The organism is Actinophytocola sp. NPDC049390 (assembly GCF_044466355.1).
Classification (GTDB): Bacteria; Actinomycetota; Actinomycetes; order Mycobacteriales; family Pseudonocardiaceae; genus Actinophytocola.
In genome coordinates, this window is the sequence record NZ_JBITMQ010000004.1 from 36,838 (window position 1) to 62,966 (window position 26,129).

The window sequence follows — 26,129 nt, forward strand, 5'->3', positions numbered from 1 at the left end:
GCTGACCAGCCTCGGCACCCGCTGCCCGCCGGGTTCTGTCGGTGGTCCCGCCTAGACTGCGTACCGTGACGACATCGGTGTTACTCGACTCGGGCGTGGTGAACCGCTGCCGCCGTCGGGTGCACCTCGAGCACGACCCGACGATGGCCGACGCAACCACCGCGCCGCCCGATCCGACGGGCGAGCAGCGCAAGGCCGACGCGGCCGCGCACCGTCGCTCGATCGCCGACGAGATCGCGGGCCTGGTCGGCCCGGGCTGGACGGAGATCCCGCGCGGTTCCGAGGTGCGCGCGAGCGACCGCGAGCAGATGACCCTGGACGCGATGGCCGACGGTGCCCGGTTCATCTGGGCCGCCCAGTTACCGCGCGACCAGGCCGGTGGCCGACGAGGTCACATGGACCTGCTGGTCGCCGTCAAGGGCGGGTACGTGCCGGTGCTCGTGGTCCGGCACAAGGTGAGCGACCCGGGTTCGGGCGCGCAGACCACGTCGCTGTCGAAGCCGTGGCCGGACGCCCGGCGCCAGGACAAGCGGCGCCGTGTCCGCCCGCAACCCCGTGACGTGCTCCGGCTCGCGCACACCTACCGGCTGCTGCAGGCCTGCGGGTACGCCGCGCCCGGCCCCGCGCTCGGCGGGGTCGTCGGCCTCGACGGCGACGTCGTCGTGTGGCACGACCTGGAGGCCCCGACCTGGCCCGGCGGCCGGGACGCGCTCGCCGAGTACGACGCCCGCTTCGCCGACCGGCTGGCGGTGGCCAACGCGGCCGCGACCGGTGCGGAGGCGCTGGCCCAGCCGTCGCGGATCGTCGAGTGCCGCACGTGCCCGTGGTGGCCGATCTGCCAGGTGGAGCTGCAGAAGACCAGGGACGTCAGCCTGGTGGTACGTGGCGAGGAGGCGGCGAGCCTGCGTGCCGCGGGCGTGCGGACCGTCGACGACCTGGCCGTGCTCGACCCGGACGACGAGTCGCTGCCGCCGACGGGCATGCCGATGTCCGACGCGGTGGGCCTGGCGAAGGCGTGGCTCGCGGACCTGACGGTGGTGCGCAGGATCCCGGAGATCCACGTGCCCCGCGCACAGGTCGAGGTCGACGTCGACATGGAGAGCTTCGGCGACGCGGGCGCCTACCTGTGGGGCGCGTTGCTGACCGGCGCGGACGTGGGCGAGGCGCCCGGCTACCGCGCCTTCGCCACGTGGGAGCCGTTGCCGACGGACGACGAGGCGCGTTCGTTCGCCGCGTTCTGGCAGTGGCTCACCGTCGTGCGGCTCCGTGCCCGCGCACGGGGGCTCAGCTTCCGTGCCTACTGCTACAACGAACTGGCGGAGAACCGCTGGCTCCTGTCGTCGGCGAAGCGCTTCGCCGGTAAACCGGGCATCCCGACGACCGAGCAGGTGCAGGCGTTCATCACCTCGGACGCGTGGTTCGACCTGTTCGGCAGCGTGCGGGACCACTTCCTCTGCTCGCGCGGCAAGGGCCTGAAGACGATCGCCCCGGCCGCGGGCTTCGCGTGGCGGGACGCGGAGGCCAGCGGCGAGAACAGCATGCGCTGGTACCGGGACGCCGTCGGCATGGACGGCGCGGCCCCGGACGCCGTCCAGCGCAACCGGCTGCTGGAGTACAACGAGGACGACGTCCGGGCCACCCATGCCCTGCGGACGTGGATGTCGTCACCGGCCGTGTACGCGGTGCCGTACGTGGGTGACCTGTAGCACACCGTCACCCGGGTCGTCCCCCGGTCGGATGGTGAAACACCCCTGTTGGGCGACGCGCGCGCGGCAACGCTCCCACCAGGGTGGATGGCATGGAACTTCTCGCCGCCGCAGGCCTCTTCGTCGGACTCGCCCTGCTGGCCGCCATCCCCCTGGTGATCCTGCTGCACGTGACACAACGCCATCCGGACGGCGACGGTTGACGGCACAGGCACGTCCCCAACCTCTCCCGACCGCGGTGACGTGATCGAGCGTTAACCTGTGCGGCATGCTGATCAGTGACACCTCCGCCATCGTGACCGGAGGCGCTTCCGGGCTGGGCGGCGCGACCGCCACGGCGCTCGCCGGCCAGGGCGCTCGCGTGTTCGCCGTGGACCTGCCGGTCGCCATCGACAAGGCACCCGAGGTCGCCGGGGTCACCTACGTCGGTGCCGACGTGACCGACTCCGAACAGGTGCGGGCCGCCGTCGACGCCGCGGCCGCGCACGGGCCGCTGCGGACCGTCGTGAACTGTGCGGGCATCGGGCCGTCCGCGCGGATCCTGTCGAAGAAGGGGGCGCACGACCTCGCGCTGTTCCGCAAGGTCGTCGAGATCAACCTGATCGGCACCTTCAACGTGGTCACGCTCGCCGCGCAGGAGATCGCCAAGACCGACGCCGACGAGCACGGCCAGCGCGGCGTGATGATCAACACCGCCTCGATCGCCGCGTTCGACGGGCAGATCGGACAGGTCGCCTACGCCGCGTCGAAAGGCGGCGTGGTTGGCATGAACCTGCCTGCCGCCCGCGACCTCGCGTCGTCCGGCATCCGCGTCTGCACGATCGCGCCCGGCATCATCGACACCCCGATGCTCGCGACGGTCAGCGACGAGTTCCGCGCGGGCCTCGCAGCCGGTGTGCCGTTCCCCAAGCGCCTCGGCCTGCCGGAGGAGTACGCGAACCTCGCGCTGTCGATCATCGCCCAGGACTACCTGAACGGCGAGGTCATCCGCCTCGACGGCGCGCTGCGGATGGCGCCCCGCTAACGGCGGCCGGGCGGGCAGATCTCGTCGAGCGCGGCCAGGTCGTCGTCGCTCGGGTGCCACTGCGCGGCGGCCGCGTTCGCGATCACCTGGTCCGGCGTGGTGGCACCCGCGATCACCGAGCCGACCGGTTTCCGCGCGGCCAGCCAGCCGATGGCGACCGTCGCCATCGGCAGGCCGCGTTCCTCGGCGAACGCACGCAGCTTCTCGATCCGGTCCCACGGCGCCTCGGACAGCAGCCGGGTGCGGCCCGCGAGGCGTGCGTTCGCGGGCGGGTCGGTGTCGCGGTGGTACTTGCCCGTCAGCAGGCCGTTGGCCAGCGGGAAGTAGGGCAGCAGCCCGAGCCCGAACCGCTGGCACGCCGGGATGATGTCCCGTTCCGCCTCGCGTTCGAGCAGCGAGTAGTGGTTCTCGGCGGCGACCACACCCGCCCAGTGGTTGGTGCGGGAGAGCCACACGGAGTCCGCGATCTGCCAGCCGGCCAGGTTGCACACCCCCGCGTACCGGATCAGGCCCTCGCGCACGAGGTCGTCCAGCGCGGCCAGCGTCTCCTCGATCGGCGTGGTCGGGTCGGCGCGGTGCAGCTGGTACAGGTCGATCCAGTCGGTGCCGAGCCTGCGCAGCGACGCCTCGACCGCCCGCTTCACGTACCGGCGCGAGCCGCGCGCGCCGAAGTCCGGCCCGTTCCCGCCCTGCATGTCCACGCCGAACTTCGTGGCGATCACGGCGTTGTCCCGCCGACCGGAAAGGGCCTGGCCGAGCAGCTCCTCGCTGCGGCCACGCGGCGCGCCGTACACGTCGGCGACGTCGAAGAAGTTGATCCCGGCGTCGACCGCGGCGGCGATGAGGGCTCTGGACCCGGCCAGTGACTCCGCCGCCGTTCCCGGGCGGCCCAGGTTGTTGCAGCCGAGGCCGACCGCGCTGACCACGAGACCCGATTCTCCCAGGTGACGGAGTTCCACGGTGACAGGCTACTGAGCGTGGCGCTCCCGATCCAGCTGCCAATCGGGTTGGTATTGACGTTCGACACATCGGGTATTCCGGCAGGCAGGGCCATTTTCCGGGGCCGGTGAGGCAGGGTGGGTGGCATGAGCAAGGCATCTCAGGCGGAGCGGCCGTCCGCGGCGGACTGGATCGCGGGCCACCTCTCGACCCAGGTCGGCCGCGTGTACGTGGTGACCGGGGCGAACAGCGGGCTCGGCCTGGAGACCGCACGGGCTCTCGGCGCACTGGGTGCCACGGTGATCATGACGGCCCGCGACACGGCGAAGGGCGAGGCTGCGGTGGCCGCCCTGCGTGCCGAGCAGCCGGACGGCAACTTCGACCTGCGCAGGCTCGACCTCGCCGACCTCGACTCGGTGCGCGAGTTCGCCTCGGGCGTCGAACACGTGGACGTGCTGGTCAACAACGCCGGTGTGATGATGCCGCCCCGCACGCTGACCGAGCAGGGCTACGAGCTGCAGTTCGGCGTGAACCACCTGGCGCACTTCGCGCTGACGATCCTGCTGTTCAACACGCTGACGCGCAGCGAGGACCCGCGCGTGGTGACGGTCAGCTCCGGCCTGCACAAACGCGGCCGCATCCACTTCGAGGACCTGCACGGCGAGCACGGCTACCACCGCACGAAGTACTACTCGCAGTCGAAGCTGGCGAACGTGGTGTTCGCGCTGGAACTGCACCGCAGGCTGCGCGCCAACGGCTTCGCGCTGCGCAGCGTGCTGGCCCACCCGGGCTACACGGCCACGAACTTGCAGTCCAGCGGCCCGACCGGCGTCGGTAAACTGATCTTGAAGGTCACCAACAAGGTCATGGCGCAGGACGCGGCCATGGGCGCCCTGCCACAGATCTACGCGGCGGCGGGCGCGGACGTGGAGAGCGGCCAGTTCTGGGGCCCGGACGGCCGCAACGAGAGCAAGGGCTTCCCGACCCTCGTCGAACCACTGGACGAGGCCCGCGACCGTGAACTGGGGAAACGCCTGTGGGACAGCTCGGAGGAACTCACCGGCGTGCACATCGACCTGGCCCCGTGACCGGCAGGCACATCCGCTCCGTCGAGGACGTGCTGACGCTGCTGGACGGGATGTTCGAGGCACCGGGGTGGGACGACTTCTACGCCGACCGCGACCGCCCGGTCCCGTTCTTCGCGGACAAGCCGGACGAGAACCTGGTGTCGTACCTGGACCGGGGGCTGGTCGAGCCGGGCCGCGCGCTGGACCTGGGCTGCGGTCACGGCCGGAACGCGGCCCACCTGGCGGCGGCGGGCTTCACGGTCGACGCGGTCGACCTGTCGCCGGCAGCCATCGAATGGGCCCGGGAACGCACGACGGACGTCCGCTTCCTGTGCGGCGACGTGTTCACGCTCGACCTGGGCGAGTACGACCTCGTCTACGACTCGGGCTGCTTCCACCACCTGCCACCGCACCGCCGGATCAGCTATCTGTCCCTGCTCGACCGCTGCCTGAATCTGGGCGGCCACCTTGGCCTGGCCTGCTTCGCGGCGGGGGAGATGGGCTCGGAGACCCCGGACGAGGACCTGTACCGCCAGTCCGGCCTCGACGGGGGCCTCGCCTACACACCCGAGTCGCTGCGCTGGATCTTCGCGGAGCTGACCGAGGTGGAACTGCGGCGGATGGCCGACGAGCCGCTGGACTCGCCGCGCTACGGGGTCCCGTTCCTGTGGACGGCGCTGTTCCGGCGCCCCTGAGTTCGTACCTGCGGGGGAGACCGTTCGTGCTTCGGCGGGACGTGCCGCGGGCCTGGGCGGACGACGCTGGTCGCATGATCACCATGCGCTATGCCATCGGGTGGGCGGCCGTCGCCGCCACCGTGCCCTACCTGGTGTTGAAGGCGGTCTGGCTGGCCGGTGGCACGGTCGGCCTGACCGCGCCGTTCGACGAGCCGAGCGCGTACGTCCTCAACGCGGTCACCGCCGCCATGGACGTCGTCGCGATCGTTGTCGCGCTCGGGTTCACCTACGCCTGGGGGCGGCGCGTGCCGGGGTTCCTCGTGCTGGTGCCGATCTGGGTCGGCACCGGTTTCCTCGTACCGATCGCCCTCCTGCTCCCCACCATGGACCTGAGCCAGTCCCAACCTTTCCTCGCGCCCTGGGTGCAGCCGCTGGTCTACGGTGGGTTCGCCTTCCAGGGGGTGATGCTCACGATCGCGTTCGTGTTCTACGCGCGGGACCGGTGGCCGTCGGTGTTCCGGCTCGGCACCGCCGACGTGCCCGCCGCCGGGCCGGTCCGGTTGGTCGTGGCGCACGTCGGCGCGTTGCTCGCCGCGGCGAGCGGTGTCCGGTACTTCTCGTACGGGACCGTGGACAGCGTGCTGTTCGGGGTGCTGGCCCTGGCCGCCGCCGGTGGTGTGCTCGTCATGACGAACCGGGTGCGGGGGCGGTTCTGGGTGCCGGTCGTCGTGACCTGGGTCGGGGCCGGGAGCCTGTTCGCCTGGGGCATGTGGACGGTGGTGAACAGGCTGGGCGACACGTTCCTGGTCGGCGGTCCCGCGCCGGTCTGGCCCGCGCTGCTCGACGTGACGGCCGGGTGCCTGATCGGCCTGACCTCCCTGGTGTTGCTGAACCAGTGCGTACAGTGGAAGGCGTGGACGGACGCACGGCGATGAGGTTGCTCCTCGCGCTGTTCCTGCCCGCCCTGTTCGTGGCCCTGCCCACCGTCGGTGGCGCGGGGCCGCTCGGCCTGGCCACCGCGTTGACCACCGGGCTCGCCGCCGCGCTGGTCATCGCCGTCGTGGTGCCGGTGCGGCTGGAAGCACCGGTCCGCGTGCGGGCGATCAGCCTGCGTGGCCGCGCGAAACTCAGTGTCTTCCTGCGGTTGCGCGATCCCGACGCGCCAGGACGCACCCGACCACGAGCTCCGGGACTCGGCAGCGCGGCTGCCTGACGTTCTCCCAAGGCAGTCGCTCCCGCCTGCCCATGTCCGCATGAACTCCCGGAGCGACCCTTGTTCGACATCTTCCTGTACCCGGTCTCGGCCATTCTCTGGTTCTGGCACACCGTCTTCGGCGCCCTCCTCAGCCCCGACAGCGGGGTGGCGTGGGTGCTCGCCATCGTGTTCCTCGTCTTCACCATCCGCACGCTCCTGATCCGGCCCGCGCTCGGACAGCTGCGCGCCGCGCGCCGGGCGCGGGCGCTCGCACCACAGATGAAGAAGATCCGCGAGAAGTACGGCAAGGACCGTCAGCGGATGGCGCGGGAGATCCAGAAGCTGCACACCGACCACGGCACCAGCCCGTTCGCGGGCTGCCTGCCCGCGCTGCTGCAGATCCCGGTCTTCCTCAGCCTGTACTGGGTGCTGCGGGACTTCACGCCCGGCGCCACGTCCAACCACGTCTTCGACCGCGCGGACGTCGAGTCGTTCCTCAACGCCGACCTCTTCGGGGCGAAGCTCGGCAACTGGGTGAGCCAGCCCGTCGCCGACCTGGCCGCGTTCGGCACCGACCGGGCGCACATGATCGCGGTCGGCGTGCCGCTGATGCTGGTCGCCGGGGCCGCCACGTTCCTGTCGATGCGGATGTCACTGACGCGGCAGACCGACGTGAACCCGCAGGTCGCGGGCATCAGCAAGGCGATGATGTACCTGGCGCCCGCCGGCGTGCTGGTGTCCGGCTCGTTCTTCCCGGTGCCGGTCGGCGTGCTGCTGTACTTCCTCGCCAACAACGTGTGGACGTTCGGGCAGCAGCACCTCCTCACCGCGAAGGTCGACCGCGAGGAAGAGCCGCGGACGAGGCCGACGCCGAAGCCGTCCGCGCCGCGACCGGGGCAGAAGCCGAAACGGCGTTAACGCCTGTGCGTCCTGCCGTGCAGCGCGAACGTGAGCCGCACGAGGAACACCACCGCCACGCCGCTGACGAGCACGATCTGCATGAACACCGCGTGCCGCCTCCTTGGTCTCGGAACACGAGTGCGACGGGGCCGATGGTGGCCCGGTGTCGGACCCGGACGTGGTAAATGACGTCTGACACGCCGGTCTGGTTCACTCGACTCGGTTGGGCAGGCGGATTCGACGAACGTGTGCTAGCGGCGAAACCCGTCCCGCTAACCTAAGGCGTGTGACCTTGGACGATCGGCGACCGGTCGGCGCTCTGCCGTCCGTCCACGAGGCGTGGTTGCCCCGTGAGCACTCCCTGCATCGTCCTCGGCACGGGAAGCGACAGCTGACCGCTCTGGTGTGCGCGCTGGTTTTCTTCAGCGCGCCCGCGTTCATGTGGTTGTTCGGCATGCGGCCCACCGAACTGGAGAACCACGAGCTGGCGAGCTTCCCCAATCCGCTGGACGGGTGGCAGTTCTTCGCGGGCCTGGACCCCTGGGCCACCGACAACCTGGTCTTCCGGGAGGAGGCCATCCAGGCGGCCGACTGGGTCAGCCGCTCGCTGTTCGGCGAACCGGCCCCGTTCGACCAGGGCGGCGGCCCACCCGGCGCACCGCTTCCCGGTGGGCCGGAGGACAACGGGCCCGACCAGCCTGGCGGGCAGGAGGAGTCCGCCGGGTACAGCCGCGTCATCGAGGGCCGCGACGGCTGGATGTACCTCGGTCTGGACACCAGCAACAAGTGCCTGCCCAAGCAGCCGATCGAGCAGAGCGTCCGCCAACTCGCCGCGCTGCGGGACGCGGTCGAGGCGTCCGGTCGTCAGTTCATGTTGGTGGTCGTGCCGGACAAGACCACGATGGTGCCCGAGTACCTGCCGGACACGTACCCGGGCAAGAAGTGCGCAGGCGAAGCCAGCCGGGAGCTGTGGCACGAGCTGTCCGCCCGGGCGGGGGCCATCGACATGCGTCCCGTGCTGCAGGCAGCCAGCGACGTGGTCAAGCGGCCTCTCTACTTTCCGCTGGACTCACACTGGACCGACGAGGGTGCGCTGACCATGGTGCGCCAGATCGCCGACCGGATCGACGACGGTGTGTCCGCGGACTGGCGCATCGTCAGGGCGGGCACCCGCACGGCCGACGCCGACCTGCCGAGGCTCATCGGGAAGCGCGGCGAGAACCGCGCCACCAACTTCCGCCTGCGGCCGGACGGCTGGACCGACCGCACCGGCCCGCATCTCCAGGACCCGCGCAAGCCGGTGCGCCGGACGTCCACGCCGATCGACGGCATGGTGCGTGAACGCACGCTGGTGCTCGGCGACTCGTTCATGCTGCCCGCGTCGGCCTACATGTCGGCCGCGTTCGCGGACGTCACACAGCTGTACTACAACATGATCGAGTCGGACCCCGCGATGGTCGCCGCCACCATCGCGGACAACGAGGTCGTCGTCATGGAAATCGTGGAGCGCAACGTCGCCCTCGGCACCCCGGCGATGCTGGACTCCGACTTCATCGACCGGTTGCGCCAGGAACTGAAGAAACATCCGATTCGCTGAGTGCCACAGGAGATCGACCTATGACCTGGCAGGAGAACCTGCGCGCGCTCGACGCGCGCCTGGCCAACGGTGAGATCGGCGCGGCCGAGTACCGCAAGACGCGCGACGAGATCCTCGCCGAGGCCTCCAGTGCCAGCCAGCCGGTCTCCTTCGAGCCCGCGAACGAGCCCGGGTGGCAGGTGACGAACCCGGCGGAGGAGCTGGACGCGGACACCACGCTGATCACGTCGGTCGACACGGCCCCACCACAGCACGACCCCGACGCCGAGGCCACCCAGGTGGTCTCGACCGACTTCGTGACCGCGTCGCCGTCCGGATCACCGACCACGGCACCGTCCGTGTCGCCGACCGCTGCGCCGGGCCCGGCGCAGCTCGGCCCGCCCGGTCCGCCGCCCCAGGTCCGGCCGGTGCCGATCCAGGGCCAGGAGGTGTTCTCGCAGGCCCGCTCGTCCGGTGGGACGGGGCGGGTGCTGCGCTTCGTCATCCCGGTGCTGATCCTCGCCCTGGTCGGCGCGGGCGTGTGGTGGTTCGCGCTGCGGGACGGCACGGCGCCGCCCGCGGCCCAGGACGACCGCCAGCAGCAGGAGCAGACCACCACGACGACGGCCCCCGCCACGTCGGCGGTGCCGAAGGCCGAGGACGTTGCCGCGTCGATGCCCGTCCTGCCCGGTGCGGCGAAGCCGGAAAGCGGCACGATGACCCCGGAGCAGGCGCAGCGGCAGAAGCTGCTCACTCCCGCCTACGCGAAGCTCCTCGCCGACGGCGGTGTCAGCGAGCTCGTCTACCGCAAGTCCGCCGGCGACGGGTACGGCTACCTGCTGGTCGCGGCGCCCGTCGAGCCGTCGGGACAGGCGGCCGCGCTCGTCTCGGCCACCACGGACAGCCTCGGCCAGACCGGCTTCAAGCCGGTGCCGGGCAGCGACGAGCCGCCCGTGATCAGCCGGACCGACCAGTTCTTCCGCACCTACGTGACGATGTACACCTCGGGTGACGTGTGGGTGCAGCTCAACGTGTCGGCGCCGCCGGACGGTGAGGAGGCGACCCTGGGCGCGGAGTTCGGGAAAGTGCTGCGCTCGGTGCTCGAGGAGCTTCCAGCCCGCTGAGGGCGATATGTCGACCCCGTGCACAATGAACGCGTTCGGGGGCAGATCTGGGCGGCACGACGGGCTGTGCGCCGAGGTGGGCAGCGGTCATAGGGAAGGGGACCAGGATGTCCTGGCAGGACGATCTCCGCAGGCTGGACGAAGAACTGGCCACTGGGCGGATTTCCGCTGACGATTACCGGTCTCGCCGGGACCAGATCATGGCCACGGCCGTGTCGCCCGCCGCCGGCCAGGACACGCCGCCGAGTGAGTCGACCACGGTCATGTCCCCCGTCCAGCCGGGGCAGCAGGCGCCCGGTCCGGCCGCGGACGCCGACCAGACGCAGATCGTGTCCGGCCAGCAGACCGACTCCGATCGCACCCAGGCCGTCGGCTGGCGGGCCAGCCCGCCGGACGACCCGAACCGAACCCAGGTGGTGCCCGGCGTGCCGCCGCAGTCGTTCGCGGGTGCCCGCCCGCCCCGGCCCGCGCCGGGACAGGACCCGAACCTGCCGCCGTGGCAGCAGGAGGAGCAGCTGCCACCGCCGTGGGCCGGGCAGGACTTCCCGCCCCTCGTCGCGCACAACACGCCGGACTGGGCGCTGCAGGGCCCGGAGGTCTTCGAGTCGGAGAAGAAGGGCGGCGCGGGCAAGGTCATCGCCATCGTCGCGATCGTCGTCGTGCTGGTCGGCGTCGCCGTGGGTGCCTACTTCCTGTTCGGCAAGGACAACAACCAGGCGGGCGGCTCACCCGGTGGTGAGACGTCGAGCAGCCAGCCGCCGACGACGACGTCGGAGAAGCCGAAGGGCCCGATCGTCGAGCTGCCCGGGGAAGTCGCCGACATGGCGGACGTCAACACCTTCGAGAAGGTCGTCGACCTGAACTACCTCACCAAGGAGGAGATCGGCGTCTACCAGGAGGGCGTGGCGGCGGCCAGCACGATCGCGCTCGCGAAGGACGGCGAGATCCAGATCGTCGTGCTGGTGACCGAGCAGGCAGACGAAGCGGCCGCTGCCACGGCGGCCGAGGGCCTGGACGCGATCCAGCAGGAGTTCAACAAGATGAAGACCCGTGAGGTGCCCGCCGGGGTGCTGGCCTCGGAGAACCAGAAGGCGAGCAGGGGGCCGATCATCCGCGCCCACTACGCGTCCGAGGACAAGGTCGTTCGCGTGCAGGTCCAGGGGCCGGACCTGGACCAGGTGAACGAGGTGTTCGACACGATCCTCGACGCACAGCTCGAACGGCTGCCCGCGAATGCCTGACCCCGCGCCCGAGACGGTGGGCACGGTCGCGTGCACCATCGTGGCCCGCAACTACATACCGGCGGCACGTGTCCTCGCCGACTCCTACCGCGCGCACCACCCCGGCGCCGAGTTCGCCGTGCTGGTGATCGACGCCGAGGCCGACGAACTGGCGGAGTTCGCCCGGCAGGTGCCGGGCGTCCGGTTCCTCGGGCCCGAGGACATCGACCTCGACCCGAGTGAGTTCGGCCGGATGGCGCTCACGTACACGGTCACCGAGTTCTCGACGGCGGTGAAGCCGTGGCTCCTGCGCAGCTTGCTCGCGGACCACCCGGTGGTGATGTACCTCGATCCGGACATCGAGGTGTTCGCGCCGTTCGCGGGTGAGGTCAGCGCACTGGCCGCGGCGCATTCGATCGTGCTCACCCCGCACGTGCTCGAGCCGATGCCACGCGACGGGCTACGGCCGAGCGAAGCGGACATCATGGCTTCCGGGGTGTTCAACCTCGGCTTCATCGGCATGTCGCGGGAAGCGAGGCCGTTCCTGGCGTTCTGGGCCGAGCGGCTGCGGCAGGACGCGATCTCGTCGGTGACCGAGCAGCTGTTCACCGACCAGCGCTGGGTCGACAACGTGCCCGCCATGTTCGACCACACGGTGATCCAGGATCCCGGCTACGACGTCGCCTACTGGAACGTCTACCAGCGCCCCTTGGCCGTGGTGGACGGGTCGGTCACCGCCGGTGGCGAGCCGCTGCGGTTCCTGCACTTCAGCGGTTACCGGCCGGAGAAGCCGTGGCTCGTCTCCACGCACTACGCCGACAACCCGAGAGTGCTCCTGTCCGAGTACCCCCTGCTGGCGGAGCTGACGGAGAGTTACCGGACGAAGCTGCTCGAGGCCGGTTACCAGCAGGCGCTCGACGACATCCCCTACCGCTGGAACAAGCTGCCGGACGGCACCCCCGTACCCGTCGCGCTTCGGCGTGCCTACCGCCAGGCCTGGATCGAGTCCGAGCGCAAGGACATCCCGCCTCCGCCCAACCCCTTCCGGGGCGACAGCGCGGAGGACCTGATCCGCTGGGCGACCGCGCCGGCGAGTCCCGAGCAGGAACGGGCCGGGCTGTCCCGCTGGGCCGTGGCGCTGTGGGAGGCCAGGGCCGACCTGCGGCAGGTCTACCCGGACCCGCTGCACGCGGACGCCGAGGGATACCGCCACTGGTGCCTCACCTCCGGGATCAACGAGCGCGAGCTGCCGCCGACCGCCGTGGTGGCCAAGGCGAGGACCCTGCCGGTGCCGGTGGTGGAGGACGTGGGCGCGAACGTGCTCGGCTACCTCACCGCGGAGCTTGGCGTCGGCGAAATGGGCCGGCTGGTGCACGAGGCCGTCGTGGCCGCCGGTGTGCCGGTGGCCACCGCGGTGGAGGAGTTCACCGTGGTCAACCGGACCGAGCACCCGTTGCCCGGAAACGTGACGGCAGGTGACCCGAAGTACGGCGTGAGCGTCCTGGTCGTCAACGCGGACATGACCGCGGCGACCCTGCGGATGCACCCGGACCTCGGCAGCGACCGGTACGTGATCGGCGTGTGGTCGTGGGAGCTGGACACCTTCCCGCCCGCGATGCACCCCGCGTTCGGGCAGGTCGACGAGGTCTGGACGATCAGCGACTTCTGCGCGTCGGCCATCGCCGAGCACTCCCCGGTGCCGGTGCACCGCATCCCGGTGCCGGTGCTCGATCCCCTCAAGGGCGTGACGCCGGACCGGGTGCCACCGGGCCCCGGCGAGGTCACCCGGTTCCTGTTCGTCTTCGACTACAACAGCGTCTTCGAGCGGAAGAACCCGCTGGCCGCGATCAAGGCGTTCACCACGGCGTTCCCGGACCGCGCCGACGTACGCCTGACGATCAAGACGATCAACGGCGACAAGCACCCCGGCGACGGTGAGCGGCTGCGGATGGCCGCGGCGGACGACGACCGGATCGAGCTGGTCGAGCGTTACCTGTCGGGCGACGAGGTGGCCGCGCTGTTCGCCGACGCGCACGCCTACGTGTCGTTGCATCGCAGCGAGGGCTTCGGGCTCACGGTCGCCGAGGCGATGGCACACGGCCTGCCGGTGGTGGCCACCGACTACGGCGGCACGAGCGAGTTCCTCACCGCCGAGGTCGGCTGGCCGGTGCCGTGCCGGTTGGCCCCGGTGGGCCCCGGCAACGAGCCCTACCCCCGGGACGCCCGGTGGGCCGAACCGGACATCGCGGCCGCCGCTGCCGCGCTGCGTGAGATCGCCGACGAACCCGCGCGTGCGCTGCGCCGCGGTGCGGCCGCCCGCGAACATGTACTGACCACCAGGTCCCTGGCGAACGCCGCGGACTGGATGCGCACCAGGATCACCGCGTCGCACCAGGAGTGGCTGCGCAGGCGTCACGGGCACGCACCGCATGGCGCGCTCGAACCGATCGAGCGCAGCCGGGAGGCGCTCAAGTGGCGGGCCGACCCGTCGGCGCCGAGCCGGGTGCCGATGGCGGCCGGACTTCGCCGGGCCGTGCTGCGCCTCATCGACCACTACGACCACCATCAGCGCACCGTGCTGACCGAACTGGTCGACGGCGTGTCCGCGAGCATCCGTCAGCTCGCGGACGGGCAGCGGGACCTGGCCGCCCGCCTCGACCGGCTGGCACACGAACAGGCAGGCGCCAGCCAAGCACTCAACCAGGCGCACACCGACCTGGCGCGCGTCGTGGACGGGATACCCGGCGAGCTCAACCAGAAGGTCGGCGAGCACGCCGAGGAGCTCGGCACCCGGCTCGCCCAGTTCGAACACACCACGATGAGCCTGTTCCACGAGCGAGCCGACTGGATGGCCGCCGTCGAGGCCACCACGGCTGATCTGGTGGCCGAGGCGCCGTTGCTGCGCACCGGGCTCGTGCGCCACCACGACCTCGTCAACCCGGCCCCTGGGCAGAACAGCCAGACCGTGCTCACGGACGTCGGTCCGCTGCGGCTGCCCGCCGAGGACACCGTGGTGCTGCCCTGGCTGCGCCGCTACGGCACCTGGGAACGCGACGAGTCGCTGCTCGTCGACCTGCTGCTGCCCCGAGGTGGTGTGTTCGTCGACATCGGCGCGCACGTGGGGTACTTCACGGTGCGGGCGCTGCGCCACGTCGGAGCCGCCGGCACCGTGGTCGCCATCGAGCCGTGGCAGCGCGTCCGGGACCTGCTGGAGCTGAACGTGGCCGCCAACGTGCCCGCCGAGGTGGCCGCCGCGCTGACCGTGGTGCCCGCCGCGGCATGGGACGGCGACGGCCCGCTGCGGCTCGCGCTCGCCGACGACGGCAACAGCGGCGACAACCGGGTCGACGCTGCCGGCGCGGTGGAGATCACCGGCGTGCGGATCGACGGTCTGTCCGTGCTCGCCGACCGCAGGATCGACGTGGTGAAGTGCGATGCTCAGGGGCGCGACCACGTGGCGCTGGCGGGCATGACCGGGTTGTTCGGGGCACGGAAGCCGCACGTGCTGGTCGAGTTCTGGCCCGCGGCGATCACCGAGGCCGGGGGTGACCCGGCCGAGGTGCTGGACGGGTACCGCGGACTCGGGTACCGGCCGACCCCGGTCGACGCGGAGCTGATCGACCGGCTCACCGCGGCCGGTGGCGCCGCGGCCGCCAGCACGATCGACTTGGGCCACGACGCGACCGACCAGCAGCTGGTCGAGTCGGCGATCGCGACCGAGGAAGGCTTCCTGACGCTCTGGCTGAGGTCGGCATGACGGACACAGCGGCGGACACGACAGCGGACACAACAGCGAACACAACAGCGGGCACAGTGGTCACCGAGGCGGTCACACCGCCGCCGGAGGAGAGTCCGGCGCGTCGCGACCGATGGCGCCGGTTCGTGAACGGCAACCGCCTCGCGCGCGGTGTCGAGCTGCTCGCCGTGCTTCCCGCGATCGCGACCGTGATCGAGGTCGCCGCCGGGCAGCGCCTCCAGTACACCGACTACTGGTACGTGCTCCTGCGGGTCACCGGCGCCGACGGATCGCTGCACCTGCCCGGCATGCGGATACTGCAGAACGAGCACCCGCTGATGCTGCCGTCCGTGCTGTACTGGCTGGACGCCCGGCTGGCCGGCGGCGACAACCGCGTCCTGGGTTACCTGGTGGTGGTCATCGCCGCGATGACCGTCGTGCTGCTGCGCGCGATGCTGCCGAAGACCCTGCCGGTCCTGCTGCGCGCCGGCATCGTGGTGGCCGCGTCCGCGCTCGTGTTCAGCCCGCACGGCATCCACAACTTCGTTCGCGCCATGAGCGGGTCCGCGTGGCTGACGGCGAACCTGCTGGTGATCGGCGCGCTGCTGCTCGCCTACCACCGCAAATGGTGGCTCGCCTGGTTCGTCGGGCTGCTCGCGTGCATGAGCTACGGCACCGCGTTCGCCGTGTGGCCCGCGTTCGCGCTGATGGCGACGATCGGCCGGGAGAAATGGTGGCGCAGGCTGCTGCCGCTCGGCGTCGGGCTGCTCGTGGTGCTGGTGTGGCTCGGGCTCAAACCGGCGGTCGACCCCGGCGGTCAGCCCGCGAACGACCTGGCGAGCCTGATGTACACGCTGTTCGCGGTGATCGGGCACCTGTGGACGGCGGACGTCGCCGGGATCGCGGTGTTCGCCGGCGTGGTCGTGCTCGCGCTGTACGCGTGGCTCGCCACCACCGGGGAGGCACGCGATTCCGGGCTGCGTTTCTGGTGGGCGCTGGGCTGTCACGCGTTCGTGGCCAGCGGCATGATCGCCGCCGCGCGTATCGACTTCGGTTCGGACTTCGGCCTGTCGAGCCGGTACACCTCGCTGTCGGTGCTGATGGCGGTGCCCGCGATCGTGCTCACCGCTGTCGTGGTGCACCGGCGGTTCGGGGAACGGGCCACGAAGTTCGGGATCCTCGTGGTCGCACTCGGTCTGGTCGGCTTCACGCTCGGCTCGCCGACCGCGGCCACCATCCGTTCGCAGAACGCTGAGCACGAGCTGCAGGCCATCGCCCTGCGCGCGGGCATCGGCAACGCCTACGGTGCGGTGCTCCCGCCCGCGGAGGCGCTCGTGCCGCGGCTGGAGACGATGGGGCACTACCCGTTCTCCGACGACTTCACGCTCGGCTGCGGCGGCCCGGAGCTGGGCTCGGTGCTGGACAACGCCCGCATGGTGCCGCTGCCGCCCGCGGGTGCGCGCAACCCACGTTCGGCGGTCGGCTCGGTCGATGACGTCGAGCAGAAGAACGACGCCGCCATCGTGCGAGGCTGGGCCACTGGCGTGCACGACCCGGTGCGCTGCGCCGTGGTGGTCGACACGACGGGCAAGATCACCGGCGGTGGCCTCACCCACCTGTCCCGCCCCGACGTCACAGGCAGGCTGTCCGGCATCTCCGCCGACGTGGGGTTCGCCGTGATCGCGCCGTCGAACCAGGCGGATCGCGTGGTGGTCATCCTGGCGAGCGGCGAGATGCGGTGGCTTGCCGCACAAGCTCCGAAACCGGCCACCTGACCACCGTTGTAGTCCTATCGTCGTAACGGGCTGGCAAGATGTTGCGGAGTCCGACGGCAACAGGACAGTAGGTGGCCACATGACCACGCAGGTTGTGCCAGCCGTCGGGTCGGGGCGCGAGACCGGGGGACACGACCGGTTGGCAGGCCTTGACCTGGTGCGGCTGCTGGCGCTCGCCCTGGTCCTGTACACCCAGCTGGCCGGGTCGTTCCGGGCCGCCGGAGAGCCGCTCGGGGCCACCTCGCTCGTCGACGACTACCTGGTCGAGCCGCTCCGGCTCAACCCCGACCTGCGGTTCTTCGGCGCCGCACTGATCTTCCTGGTGACCGGGTTCCTCGCGGTGCGCACCGCGGCCAGGCAGGCGTCGGTGGAGTTCGCCGCGCGGCGGGCTCTGCGGGTGTTCCCGCCGCTGTGGGTGGCGGTGCTGCTGTGCTGGGCATTGGTCGCGCTCGGCCAGCCCGCGGTGCCGGACACCGGATCGGTCACCGCACCGGACGTGCTCGGCAACCTGTTGCTGGTGAACTTCTTCACCGACCCGTCGGTCACGTTGGCCGCGGCGGCTTGGGCACTGCTGCCGATCGTGGCCGTGTACCTGATGATCGGCGCGCTGCTGCCGGTCCTGCGGACCATGCCGTGGCTGGCGGTGGCCATCCAGATCACCGTCTGCTCGGTGCTGCTGTCGATCATGCCGAACTTCGGGACGGCGGCCGCGGCGGCGGGCGGCACGATCGGCGCGTTCGGCACGGCCGTCGTGCTCGGCGAGGTGGTCTGGCTGGTGTGGTCGGGACATGTGCCGCTGTGGGCGGGCGGGTGTCTCGGCGTGGCCTGCTGGGTGGTGTTCGCGTGGGGGGACCGGCTCGGCCTGCACGGATCGGGTGACGCCTACCCGCTGACGCTGGCCTACGCGTTCCTCCTGGTCGTGATCGCCGTCCAGATCAGCGGGCGGATGCGGATGCCGTCAGTGGTCTCGTACCTGGCCAGGCGGTCCTACGGGATCCTGCTCACCCACCAGGCGGTGGTGGCGGTCGTGCTCGCGCCACTGGCGGGCCACGTGTTCTCCGCGCTCGCCGTCGTGGCGGCGCTGGCGGCGACCGTCGTCGCCGGAGAGCTGGTCCACCAGGCGGCGGAGCGGCCCGCGGCCTTGGCCGCGGCACGGCTGCGCGGGATCGGCTCGTGAGCGGCGTCGACAGGTCACGGCAGAGCCGGTTCGTCTTCCTGGACGTCATGCGCGGCATCGCGCCGGTACTGGTGATCTACAGCCACGTCGTGGCGCTCTTCCTCGACCCGCACAAGGAAGAGACCGGTGTGGTCAACCTGCTCAGCGAGCAGTTCCGTGACCCGTTGCGGCTCGAACAGCACATGGGTCATCTCGCGGTCGTGCTGTTCTTCCTGGTCAGCGGGTTCATCATCACCCAGGTCGGCACGCAGGAGTCGCACCGCGAGTTCGGGATCAAGCGGTTGTTCCGCGTCTACCCGCTGCTGATCGCCACGGTCGGGTTGACCGCCCTGCTGAGCATCTGGCACCTGGAGGTGCTGCGCACCGGGCAGCACTTCGAGATCACACTCCAGTCGGTGCTGACCAACTTCGCGCTGGCCAACTACTTCATGGTCCCGCAGGTGATCCTGGTCGGCGTGGCCTGGACGTTGGTCATCGAGGTCATCTTCTACACGATCGTGATGTCGCTGCTCGCCGTGCTGCGGCGCTGGGCGTGGGCCGCCATCCTGATCGAGCTCGGGATGGTGCTCGCCGCGTTGCTGCTGGCGCGGGAGTTCGGGCCGTCGTTCTTCCTCCTCGCGGTGAACATGTCGTACCTGCCCGTGGTGTTGCTCGGCCAGGTGACGTGGGCCGTGTGGAGCAAGCGGGTGCCGTTGTGGGCTGGTGTGCTGCTCGGGCTCGCCTGCTGGACGCTGTACGTGCTGGGCGACATCCGGAACATGGGCCGTCTCGACGACGCCTACAGCTCGACCGCGGCGCTCGGCTTCGGCATCTTCATCGCGTTGCTGCTCGCCGAGCAGGTGCTGCGACCGACAAAGCCGATCTCCTACCTGGCCGATCGCAGCTACTCGCTGTACCTGCTGCACGGCCCGGTCGCGTTCCCGGTGTTCGAGGCGCTGTACGGGAAGCTGCCGTTGCTCCTGGTGGTGATCATCGGTCTGGCGCTGACGGTGGGCGCCGCCGAGGTGACGTTCCGGTTCGTCGAGCAGCCCGGGCAGCGGATCGGCCGCAAGCTCAGCAAACGCTTCCGCCTGAAGCGGGCCCCGGCGAAGGAAGCCGCGCCGCCAGAGGAGCCGGAAGTCGAGCGGCCCCGCCCGACTCCCGTCCACGTCGATCCGCCGACCCAGCCGGTGCGCCCGGTCCGGCCCGCTCCGGAACGCGCCATGAGGCCACCAGTCCGGGTGCCGCGCCCCGCTCCGCCCCGCGACCGGAATCCGGCCCCCACCTATCGTGCCGACCCGCCACCGCGCCGGGACGCGGCCGCGCGGGCCGTCCGCCGCGTGCCACCCCAGCCGCTCGGGTCCGCTCCCGCCTGGCCGACCGTGGACCCGGCAGAGGACGTCCCGCCGGCGCGTAACGGGCACTCAGGACCCCGTCACAACGGCCACAGGATCGCCGAGCCGGTCAACCGGAACGTCTCCCGTGGCTCGGGCCGCCACCGCCGCGAGCCCTCGGACGACTAGGTCGCCGCCAGCTCAGCGCTGTCGTTGTTGGACCGTCGTACCCGCCCCAGGCCGTAGCGCAGCGCCAGCACCAGGTCTGCCAGGGTGTGGCCGACGCGCAGCAGCAGGCTGACCGTGGCCGCCGCCGGTGCGCCCAGCATCGGGGTGAGCGCCAGGATCAGCACGGCCTCCCGCGCGCCGACGCCGGCCGGGGCGAGGAAGACCAGCAGCCCGACCAGCCAGCCGAGCGCGAACGCACCCGTGCACACGACCGCGAGCTGCCAGACCGAGTCGGTGAACGGGTCGGCCAGCACGTACCCGGCGACGCCGTAGCCGGCCCACGCGGGCAGCATCCACAGCAGCGGCCTGACGAGCCCGCCCCACTTCAGCACGGGCGGTTCGGTGCCGGACCGCTTCGCGAGCTTGCGCGCCAGGAAGTTGATCAGCTTGGGGTGCAGGACGACCAGCGCGAGCGGCACGCACAGCCCGGCCCAGCCGAACCTGTTCACCAGCGCGGGCTGGCTGACCAGCAGCAACGCGCCGACGAGCACCGAGGTCACGGTGTGCACGACCAGGAACACCGACCCGGCGAGCAGCGCCATCCCGCCCGGCACACCGCGTTCCCGCGCGAACTTCATCTGCGCCAGGAACGGCCACACCGAACCCGGCAGGTACTTCCCGACCTGAGCCGGGAAGAAGATCTCGCGTGCCGCGCGGGACGACACCGGTGAGCCGAGCGCGGCGAGACAGTGCTTCCACACCTCGGCGGTCGCCAGCAGGCCGAGCACGATCCCGGCGAACGCCACGATCGGCCGCCACCACGAGATCCTGCCGAGCGCGTCGACCATCGACGGGAAGTCGTCGCGCAGTGCCCACACGGCGACCCCGACGGCGACCACCACGAACACCAGGGCCAGCAGGTCCGCCCGCCGGCTCGGTTTCGGGGCAGCCGGTTCAGTCACGCCAGATCAGCCCGGTGGTCGTCGGGTAGGGCAGCGTCGGCGTGCCGCCCTTGAGCAGCTCGATGCGCAGCCCCGGCATGGCCGAGATGACGTCCCAGTACCGCTTGCGCTTGATGTTGTCGAACACGACCACGCCGCCCTCGGCGAGGTGGTCCAGCGAGCGGCGGAACGCGTCGACCCTGGCGCGGCCGTCGACCACGATCAGGTCGAACGGGCCGCCGACCTGGTCGATGGTCGACACGTAGTCGGCGAAGTCGAGGTCGGTGTGCCCGACGCGACCCGAGCGCACGACGGTGTCCTCCGTGGCCGCGGTCGGCGGCACGGCGTGCAGCTTCACGTTGCCGGGGGAGTCGGCCAGCATCTGGCGCACCGACTCGGCCCAGCCCGTGTCGTGCTCGACGCTGTCGACCTGCGCGGCGCGCTTCGCGAGCCACAGCGTGCTCGCGCCCGCGCCGTACTCGAAGATCCGCGCCTCCGGCCGCTCGGACAGGAACGCGTCCACCCGCTCCATGGCCGGGTAGCTCCACCACGCCATGTCCATGCGGACCATGTCGGCGGCGTCGAAGATCGAGAACAGCGTGCGGACGTGCCGCGCCTTGGGCGACGAGCTGTTCTCCAGCTTGGTCAGCAGGCCCGTCTTCTCAGCGGCCTTGCGGATGGTCTTGACGCCACTCACGTACGCGCCACGAACGCCGCTCATGCTTCAACCTTCTCCGTCTTCTGGCCGGTCGTGGTCACGGTCGTGGTCACGGCGTCGCGGGCGGTCGGTTCGGCGGGGGTCCGTTCCCGGATCAGGTCTGTCGCTTCCCGCCGGTTCGCCGTCCGGTGCAACACGATCTCGGCGATCAACCCGATCGAGATCAGCTGCACGCCCAGGATGATCAGCAGGATGCCCAGCAGCAGCAACGGCCGGTCGCCGATGGCCTGCCCGCCGAACAGCTTCACGATCGTCAGGTACGCCAGGGTGACGAAGCCGAGGAACGCGGACAGCAGGCCGATGCCGCCGAACAGGTGCGCGGGACGGCGGCCGTACTTCGTGATCGTCATGACCGTCAGCAGGTCGATGGCGCCGCGGACGTACCGCTCGAGGCCGTACTTCGACTTGCCGTGCTCACGCGGGCGGTGGTTGACCGCCAGCTCACGCACCTTGTAACCGGTCTGGTGCGCGAGCGCCGGGATGTAGCGGTGCAGCTCGCCGTACAGCGGCACCCGGCGGTACACCTCGGTGCGCGCGGCCTTGAGCCCGCAGTTGTGGTCGTTGATCTTGAGACCGGTCATGACGTTGGTCATCGTGTTGAAGAACTTCGACGGGATCCGCTTGCCAAGGGGGTCCTTGCGGTCCGCCTTGTGCCCGGACACCAGGTCCGCGCCGTCGTCCAGCTCGGCCAGCAGGCGCGGCACCTCGGCCGGGTCGTCCTGCAGGTCGGCGTCCATGGTCACGACCCGCTCGCCGCGTGCCTCGTCGACGGCGGCGGCCAGCGCGGCGGCCTTGCCGAAGTTGCGGCGGAACCGGATCGCGCGCACCCGCGGGTTGTCCTCGGCCAGCTGGGTCATGACCTGCCAGCTGGAGTCCGTGCTGCCGTCGTCGACGAAGATGACCTCGTACTCGGTGTCCAGCGGCGTGAAAGCCTCGTCGATCTGGCCGACCAGCGTGGCCAGCGTCGCCTCTTCGTCCTTGACCGGAATCAGGACGCTGACCTGCACTTCTGGGCTTGTCTCCATGCTCACTTCTGGTCCTTGTCGTCCGGAACCTCAGCCGGCATCCAGCGCTTCGCACCGCTCTCCAGGACCACCACGACGCGGAGGCCCTCCTCGTCCGGTCCCACCATCCCGAACCCGGTGTCGGCGTTGATGCCCAGGTACTGCTGGGCGATGTCCGAACGCACCCGGTCGCTGACGCCGCCTCCCACGACCTCGCCGGAGGAGTCGACAAGGACGGTACAGCGCACCGGGTCCTTCACTCCCGTCGCCCATCCCCACACGAGCCGTGACCCCGGCTTCTCCTCCACCAGGTCGACCACGCCCGACGGGGACGCGGGCGTCCGGCCGCCCTCCGGGAAGCTGATCTCCTCGACATCGGTGAGGTCGATCGTGTCGCCCAGTTCGGGGCCTCCGCACCCGAGCGTGAAGCTGTCGTTGAACGGGTAGTGGCCGAGCGCCTCGAGCCTCGGCACCAACTGATGTCCCTCCGGGGGCAGCGCCCACCCGAACGCGTTGAGGTAGCCGGCACGCAGCGCCACGGACTTGATCTCGTGGTCGGCGTTCTCGGCGCGGACGGTGTCGGCGGTCGGCACACCCAGCGCGAAGCCGGTGACACCCGTGACCGCGAACGCGACCGCGATCTTGCGCCAGTGCCGCGCGGCGAAGGAGTGGACCACGGTCCCGATGATGACCAGCAGCGGCAGCGAGACCAGCACGGACACCGACGTGTAGCGGCTGTGCTGGCTGTAGTCGAGGCCGAAGTCGATGCGCGAGATCGCGATCATCGCGGAGCCGAAGAACCCGTGGCAGCCCAGCCCCCACCAGAACCGCAGCTCAGGGACCTTGGCCGCCTTCACCGTCGCCATCGCGGCGTACCCGGCGATGATGATCGCGCCCGCGAACACCGCCATACCGGTGTTGTTGGCGGTCCACACCTTCCCGATGACCGCGAACAGGCCGTAGATCGCCGTGCCGATGTCGCTCTCGGTGCCGGACCCGGCGGCGTTGTGGTTGACCGACATCCAGCCGAGGACGATCACCGCGCCCAGCCCGAGCGGCAGGAGCCGCCGCCACATGGGCTCCTTGCGCAGGATCGCGACCAGCGCCAGCGACGGCCACACGGCGAACGCGGTGCCGTAGGTGATGCTGCCGAGCAGCGCCATGCCCCACGCGGGCCACCACTTGCCCCTGACCGCGAACAGCAGCGTGCCGACCGAGATCAGGTTCGCGGTCAGCCATGCGGCGCCACTCATGGCGTGGGTGAAGTTGTGCAGCCCGTGCAGGCTGAAGATCAGCCCGGACGACGCGAGCACGATCGACGCGCGGACCACGGGCGGCAGCGTCTTCGGGATCGCGAACCGGATCAGCACCACGGTCGCGAGCGCGATGAGGATGTCGAGGTAGCCGAGGATCCGCTGGTTGCCGCCGAAGATCGTCGCGTCGCCGTAGTAGAGCATCGACGGGATCGCGATCAGGTGCTCGTTGGACGCCTTCCACAGGCCGCCGAAGTTGAGCGACCCGTCCAGGCTCACGAACCGGACCAGCGCGTACCAGTAGTCGACGAAGTGCAGCTGCGGTGCCCTGGCCACCTCGATGGTCATGGCCGCGGCCGGGACGAGCGCGAGGAACTCGATGAGTCTCGCCAGCCAGCGCGTGGTCGCGTACCGCTCCAGCCGCGCCCGCCAGCCGCCGGCCTGGCTCGGTGCCGCCTCGGTGCGCTCCCCGTCAGGCGCCGATTCCGGCTCCGACTTGTCCGTCACCGTGCTCGTCACTTCTCAGTCCTCCGCGCATGGTCCACGCCGACCACCCTGCCAAAGACGGGAACACCGACGGCGCGCGGGCAGGCTCAACACGTCCAGCCAGGGCAGATGTTACTGGCCGAGGCGGGCGCGCCGAGCGTGAACCCGACGAGCCCGATCGCGACCGCCGCGAGCGCGAACCGCGCCGCGTTCCTCGGCGACCGGCGGAAGGCGACGGTCGCCACGACCACCAGCAGCGCCGTCGAGGCGATCACGGACAGGGACGCGTACTGGCCCGAGAGCCCGACACCGAAGCCGGCGCCGCCCCGGACGACCGCGACCATCCCGCACGCCGTCACCGCGTACAGAGCGAGCGACCACCAGACCCACAGTCGTCGCGTGCGGGCGGCGGGCACGGTGATCAGCGCACCGAACCCGCACAGCACACCCCCGCCCGCGATCGCCGCGAGATCGGTGGTGGTGCCCGTCCACACGTGCCCGATCAGGGTCAGGAACGTGTAGAGCAGCGAGCCCACGTCACCGGTGGGCCTTGGCGGTGCCAGCACCACCCAGACGGCCGCGGTCGCGGCGCCGAGCAGGAACGTCGCAATCCGCCGCCACCAACGTTCGCCGTGCATGACCGTCATCAGGAACAACGCGGGCCACACGGCGAACCCGGCGCCGTGGCTCGCGCAGGCCAGCACCCCGGCGAGCCACGCGGACCACCAGCGCCGCTTCCGCGCGAGCAGGACGGACAGGACCACCAGCAGGTGCACGGTGAACCAGGCGACGCCGGTCATGCCGACGACGAACGTGGAAACGCCGTGCAGCCCGAACACGAGCGCGGAGATCGCGACGACCAGCCCCGCCCGCAGCACGTCGGGCAGGACACGGGGCAGCGCGGCCCGCAACCGCAGGACGATGAACGCCGCGAGCCCGACCGCCAGCCAGCCCAGCACCCGGTTGTCGCCGTCGAACCACTTCGCGTCGGCCCAGTAGAGGAACGACGGCACGAACAACGGGTGCCCGCCCGCCAGGTCCAGGACCCCGCCCGGGTCGTAGCCGCCGTCCGGCCCCGTGACCGGCCCCAGCACGGCCCAGAAGCGGGGCGGCTGCGTCCTCGGTGCCCCCGCGACCTCGAACGCCATCGCGACCAGGGGCAGCAGCGCGAGCAGTTCGACCCCGAACGCGAGCCTGCGGTCGTAGAGCCACTGACGCGCGTAGCCGGCCCGCGTCTGGGCTGCGGCCACGTCCGTCACCGGAAGAACTCTAGGTCGTGGCGTCCCCGGGCTCGTCCGACAGGTCGGAGATCGACGGGTTCACCAGCGTCGTCGCGTCCTGCGTCCCGACGATCTGCGTCATCTCCCCGGACGGCGCCTCCCACGCGGCGGAACGGGGGATGTGCACTCTGGGCCGATCCGTGGCCTGGGTGTCGGCGGCGGCCTCCGCGTCCGCCTCGGCGAGGATCGCCTCGCTCACCTTCCGGTAGTCGGCGGTGGTGATCTCCCCGCGCGCCAGCTTGTCGCCGAGATCCCGAAGCCGCTCCTGCCAGCTCATGACAACGTTGGTACCACGGACGCCCACCCCATGACGATCACGGTTCGCCAGTGAGAACGATGTTTCGTTCGACGCTGACAAACCGGTCGCCCCGATGGTCAAATGCGCTCCAACGACGGGGCGAAGGGGAAACACGATGAGCACGACGTGGTTCCGTGCGGTGGACGTGACCGAGGCGCAACGCGCCAGGTGGGACGCGGAGGACTCCGGCAGACTCGTGCAGCTCATGCGCGAGGAACGCGGGTGGACCCGCACCAGACTCGCCAAGCTGGCAGGCACGTCGCACGCCGAGCTGGCGAGCTTCGAGATGGGGCGTACGGTCCCCGCGCAGCCGCTGCTCGTCCGCTATCTGAACGCGCTCGGCTACCACGGCCGACAGTGAAGAGTGGAGCGGACGACGGGACTCGAACCCGCGACCCTCACCTTGGCAAGGTGATGCGCTACCAGCTGCGCTACGTCCGCAATGACGAGAAGCATAGCGGATGGGCTCGACGCTCATCGCGGGCGGCCGTACACAGCAGGCGGCTGGGCCGAACGGCCTAATACCTTCGTAGGTATCGCCTTCACGTTCTT

General features: G+C 70.8%; 22 protein-coding genes and 1 tRNA gene. 15 read left to right on the top strand and 8 right to left on the bottom strand.

Annotated elements, in window-relative coordinates; genetic code table 11:
- Positions 1–65: 65 nt before the first annotated feature.
- Both ACIBVP_RS13900 and ACIBVP_RS13905 read left to right on the top strand, forming a co-directional pair.
- Complete coding sequence (locus ACIBVP_RS13900; RefSeq protein ID WP_396106475.1) at positions 66–1,706, top strand: TM0106 family RecB-like putative nuclease; 1,641 nt, start codon at positions 66–68, stop codon at positions 1,704–1,706.
- Positions 1,707–1,974: 268 nt separating this feature from the next.
- Positions 1,975–2,730 (top strand): SDR family NAD(P)-dependent oxidoreductase, encoded by a 756-nt coding sequence (locus ACIBVP_RS13905; RefSeq protein ID WP_396106476.1) that lies wholly within the window; start codon positions 1,975–1,977, stop codon positions 2,728–2,730.
- On the opposite strand, the gene ACIBVP_RS13910 is transcribed toward ACIBVP_RS13905, so the two are convergent.
- Positions 2,727–3,689 carry an aldo/keto reductase gene (locus ACIBVP_RS13910; RefSeq protein WP_396106477.1) on the bottom strand — a complete coding sequence of 321 codons (963 nt, stop codon included), beginning with the start codon at positions 3,687–3,689 and terminating at the stop codon, positions 2,727–2,729. The genes ACIBVP_RS13905 and ACIBVP_RS13910 overlap by 4 nt on opposite strands.
- Before the next feature lie 126 nt (positions 3,690–3,815).
- On the opposite strand from ACIBVP_RS13910, the gene ACIBVP_RS13915 reads away from it, so the two are divergent.
- The 12 genes from ACIBVP_RS13915 to ACIBVP_RS13970 all read left to right on the top strand — a co-directional run bounded on the left by ACIBVP_RS13915 (position 3,816) and on the right by ACIBVP_RS13970 (position 19,618).
- Entirely contained in the window at positions 3,816–4,757 is a 942-nt protein-coding gene (locus tag ACIBVP_RS13915) for an oxidoreductase (protein ID WP_396106478.1), read from the top strand.
- Positions 4,754–5,431, top strand: a complete 678-nt coding sequence (locus ACIBVP_RS13920; protein ID WP_396106479.1) for a class I SAM-dependent methyltransferase — start codon at positions 4,754–4,756, stop codon at positions 5,429–5,431. Before ACIBVP_RS13915 ends, ACIBVP_RS13920 begins: the two co-directional genes overlap by 4 nt.
- A 74-nt stretch (positions 5,432–5,505) precedes the next feature.
- Positions 5,506–6,348: a hypothetical protein gene (locus ACIBVP_RS13925; RefSeq protein ID WP_396106480.1), complete on the top strand. Its 843-nt coding sequence runs from the start codon at positions 5,506–5,508 to the stop codon at positions 6,346–6,348.
- Entirely contained in the window at positions 6,327–6,626 is a 300-nt protein-coding gene (locus ACIBVP_RS13930; protein ID WP_396106481.1) for a DUF6412 domain-containing protein, read from the top strand. Before ACIBVP_RS13925 ends, ACIBVP_RS13930 begins: the two co-directional genes overlap by 22 nt.
- Before the next feature lie 60 nt (positions 6,627–6,686).
- Complete coding sequence (gene yidC / locus ACIBVP_RS13935; protein ID WP_396106482.1) at positions 6,687–7,526, top strand: membrane protein insertase YidC; 840 nt, start codon at positions 6,687–6,689, stop codon at positions 7,524–7,526.
- Between the two features lie 268 nt (positions 7,527–7,794).
- Positions 7,795–9,105 carry a hypothetical protein gene (locus ACIBVP_RS13940; protein ID WP_396106483.1) on the top strand — a complete coding sequence of 437 codons (1,311 nt, stop codon included), beginning with the start codon at positions 7,795–7,797 and terminating at the stop codon, positions 9,103–9,105.
- Between the two features lie 20 nt (positions 9,106–9,125).
- Positions 9,126–10,208: an SHOCT domain-containing protein gene (locus ACIBVP_RS13945; RefSeq protein WP_396106484.1), complete on the top strand. Its 1,083-nt coding sequence runs from the start codon at positions 9,126–9,128 to the stop codon at positions 10,206–10,208.
- Between the two features lie 107 nt (positions 10,209–10,315).
- Positions 10,316–11,449: a hypothetical protein gene (locus tag ACIBVP_RS13950; RefSeq protein ID WP_396106485.1), complete on the top strand. Its 1,134-nt coding sequence runs from the start codon at positions 10,316–10,318 to the stop codon at positions 11,447–11,449.
- On the top strand, positions 11,442–15,185 hold the full coding sequence (locus ACIBVP_RS13955; RefSeq protein ID WP_396106486.1) for an FkbM family methyltransferase: 3,744 nt from the start codon (positions 11,442–11,444) through the stop codon (positions 15,183–15,185). Before ACIBVP_RS13950 ends, ACIBVP_RS13955 begins: the two co-directional genes overlap by 8 nt.
- Positions 15,182–16,939, top strand: a complete 1,758-nt coding sequence (locus ACIBVP_RS13960) for a hypothetical protein (protein WP_396106487.1) — start codon at positions 15,182–15,184, stop codon at positions 16,937–16,939. The genes ACIBVP_RS13955 and ACIBVP_RS13960 overlap by 4 nt, the downstream gene beginning before the upstream one ends.
- A gap of 79 nt (positions 16,940–17,018) precedes the next feature.
- Positions 17,019–18,116 carry an acyltransferase family protein gene (locus ACIBVP_RS13965; RefSeq protein WP_396106488.1) on the top strand — a complete coding sequence of 366 codons (1,098 nt, stop codon included), beginning with the start codon at positions 17,019–17,021 and terminating at the stop codon, positions 18,114–18,116.
- Complete coding sequence (locus ACIBVP_RS13970) at positions 18,113–19,618, top strand: acyltransferase family protein (protein ID WP_396106489.1); 1,506 nt, start codon at positions 18,113–18,115, stop codon at positions 19,616–19,618. Before ACIBVP_RS13965 ends, ACIBVP_RS13970 begins: the two co-directional genes overlap by 4 nt.
- Here the strand turns inward: ACIBVP_RS13970 and ACIBVP_RS13975 are convergent.
- The 6 genes from ACIBVP_RS13975 to ACIBVP_RS14000 form a co-directional block, all read right to left on the bottom strand.
- The gene (locus tag ACIBVP_RS13975) at positions 19,615–20,559 is read right to left on the bottom strand and encodes a lysylphosphatidylglycerol synthase domain-containing protein (RefSeq protein ID WP_396106490.1); all 945 of its coding nucleotides are present in this window, start codon (positions 20,557–20,559) and stop codon (positions 19,615–19,617) included. The two genes, ACIBVP_RS13970 and ACIBVP_RS13975, sit on opposite strands and share 4 nt — an antisense overlap.
- Complete coding sequence (locus ACIBVP_RS13980) at positions 20,552–21,259, bottom strand: class I SAM-dependent methyltransferase (RefSeq protein ID WP_396106491.1); 708 nt, start codon at positions 21,257–21,259, stop codon at positions 20,552–20,554. Before ACIBVP_RS13980 ends, ACIBVP_RS13975 begins: the two co-directional genes overlap by 8 nt.
- Positions 21,256–22,281 carry a glycosyltransferase family 2 protein gene (locus ACIBVP_RS13985; RefSeq protein ID WP_396106922.1) on the bottom strand — a complete coding sequence of 342 codons (1,026 nt, stop codon included), beginning with the start codon at positions 22,279–22,281 and terminating at the stop codon, positions 21,256–21,258. The genes ACIBVP_RS13980 and ACIBVP_RS13985 overlap by 4 nt, the downstream gene beginning before the upstream one ends.
- Positions 22,282–22,283: 2 nt before the next feature.
- Complete coding sequence (locus tag ACIBVP_RS13990; RefSeq protein ID WP_396106492.1) at positions 22,284–24,032, bottom strand: hypothetical protein; 1,749 nt, start codon at positions 24,030–24,032, stop codon at positions 22,284–22,286.
- 74 nt (positions 24,033–24,106) lie between these two features.
- On the bottom strand, positions 24,107–25,258 hold the full coding sequence (locus ACIBVP_RS13995; RefSeq protein ID WP_396106493.1) for a hypothetical protein: 1,152 nt from the start codon (positions 25,256–25,258) through the stop codon (positions 24,107–24,109).
- Positions 25,259–25,268: 10 nt separating this feature from the next.
- On the bottom strand, positions 25,269–25,556 hold the full coding sequence (locus ACIBVP_RS14000; RefSeq protein WP_396106494.1) for a hypothetical protein: 288 nt from the start codon (positions 25,554–25,556) through the stop codon (positions 25,269–25,271).
- 136 nt (positions 25,557–25,692) lie between these two features.
- On the opposite strand from ACIBVP_RS14000, the gene ACIBVP_RS14005 reads away from it, so the two are divergent.
- The gene (locus tag ACIBVP_RS14005; protein ID WP_396106495.1) at positions 25,693–25,938 is read left to right on the top strand and encodes a helix-turn-helix transcriptional regulator; all 246 of its coding nucleotides are present in this window, start codon (positions 25,693–25,695) and stop codon (positions 25,936–25,938) included.
- Positions 25,939–25,942: 4 nt separating this feature from the next.
- On the opposite strand, the gene ACIBVP_RS14010 is transcribed toward ACIBVP_RS14005, so the two are convergent.
- A tRNA-Gly gene (locus tag ACIBVP_RS14010) sits at positions 25,943–26,018 on the bottom strand.
- Positions 26,019–26,129: the final 111 nt, after the last annotated feature.

Excerpts from the sequence above, each read along its gene's own strand:
- ACIBVP_RS13985 (WP_396106922.1), bottom strand. The coding sequence starts at position 22,281 with ATGGAGACAAGCCCAGAAGTGCAGGTCAGCGTCCTGATTCCGGTCAAG.
- ACIBVP_RS13980 (WP_396106491.1), bottom strand. The coding sequence starts at position 21,259 with ATGAGCGGCGTTCGTGGCGCGTACGTGAGTGGCGTCAAGACCATCCGC.
- ACIBVP_RS13945 (WP_396106484.1), top strand. The coding sequence starts at position 9,126 with ATGACCTGGCAGGAGAACCTGCGCGCGCTCGACGCGCGCCTGGCCAAC.
- ACIBVP_RS13915 (WP_396106478.1), top strand. The coding sequence starts at position 3,816 with ATGAGCAAGGCATCTCAGGCGGAGCGGCCGTCCGCGGCGGACTGGATC.
- ACIBVP_RS13955 (WP_396106486.1), top strand. The coding sequence starts at position 11,442 with ATGCCTGACCCCGCGCCCGAGACGGTGGGCACGGTCGCGTGCACCATC.
- ACIBVP_RS13960 (WP_396106487.1), top strand. The coding sequence starts at position 15,182 with ATGACGGACACAGCGGCGGACACGACAGCGGACACAACAGCGAACACA.
- ACIBVP_RS14000 (WP_396106494.1), bottom strand. The coding sequence starts at position 25,556 with ATGAGCTGGCAGGAGCGGCTTCGGGATCTCGGCGACAAGCTGGCGCGC.
- ACIBVP_RS13905 (WP_396106476.1), top strand. The coding sequence starts at position 1,975 with ATGCTGATCAGTGACACCTCCGCCATCGTGACCGGAGGCGCTTCCGGG.
- ACIBVP_RS13965 (WP_396106488.1), top strand. The coding sequence starts at position 17,019 with ATGACCACGCAGGTTGTGCCAGCCGTCGGGTCGGGGCGCGAGACCGGG.
- ACIBVP_RS13925 (WP_396106480.1), top strand. The coding sequence starts at position 5,506 with ATGATCACCATGCGCTATGCCATCGGGTGGGCGGCCGTCGCCGCCACC.
- ACIBVP_RS13950 (WP_396106485.1), top strand. The coding sequence starts at position 10,316 with ATGTCCTGGCAGGACGATCTCCGCAGGCTGGACGAAGAACTGGCCACT.
- ACIBVP_RS14005 (WP_396106495.1), top strand. The coding sequence starts at position 25,693 with ATGAGCACGACGTGGTTCCGTGCGGTGGACGTGACCGAGGCGCAACGC.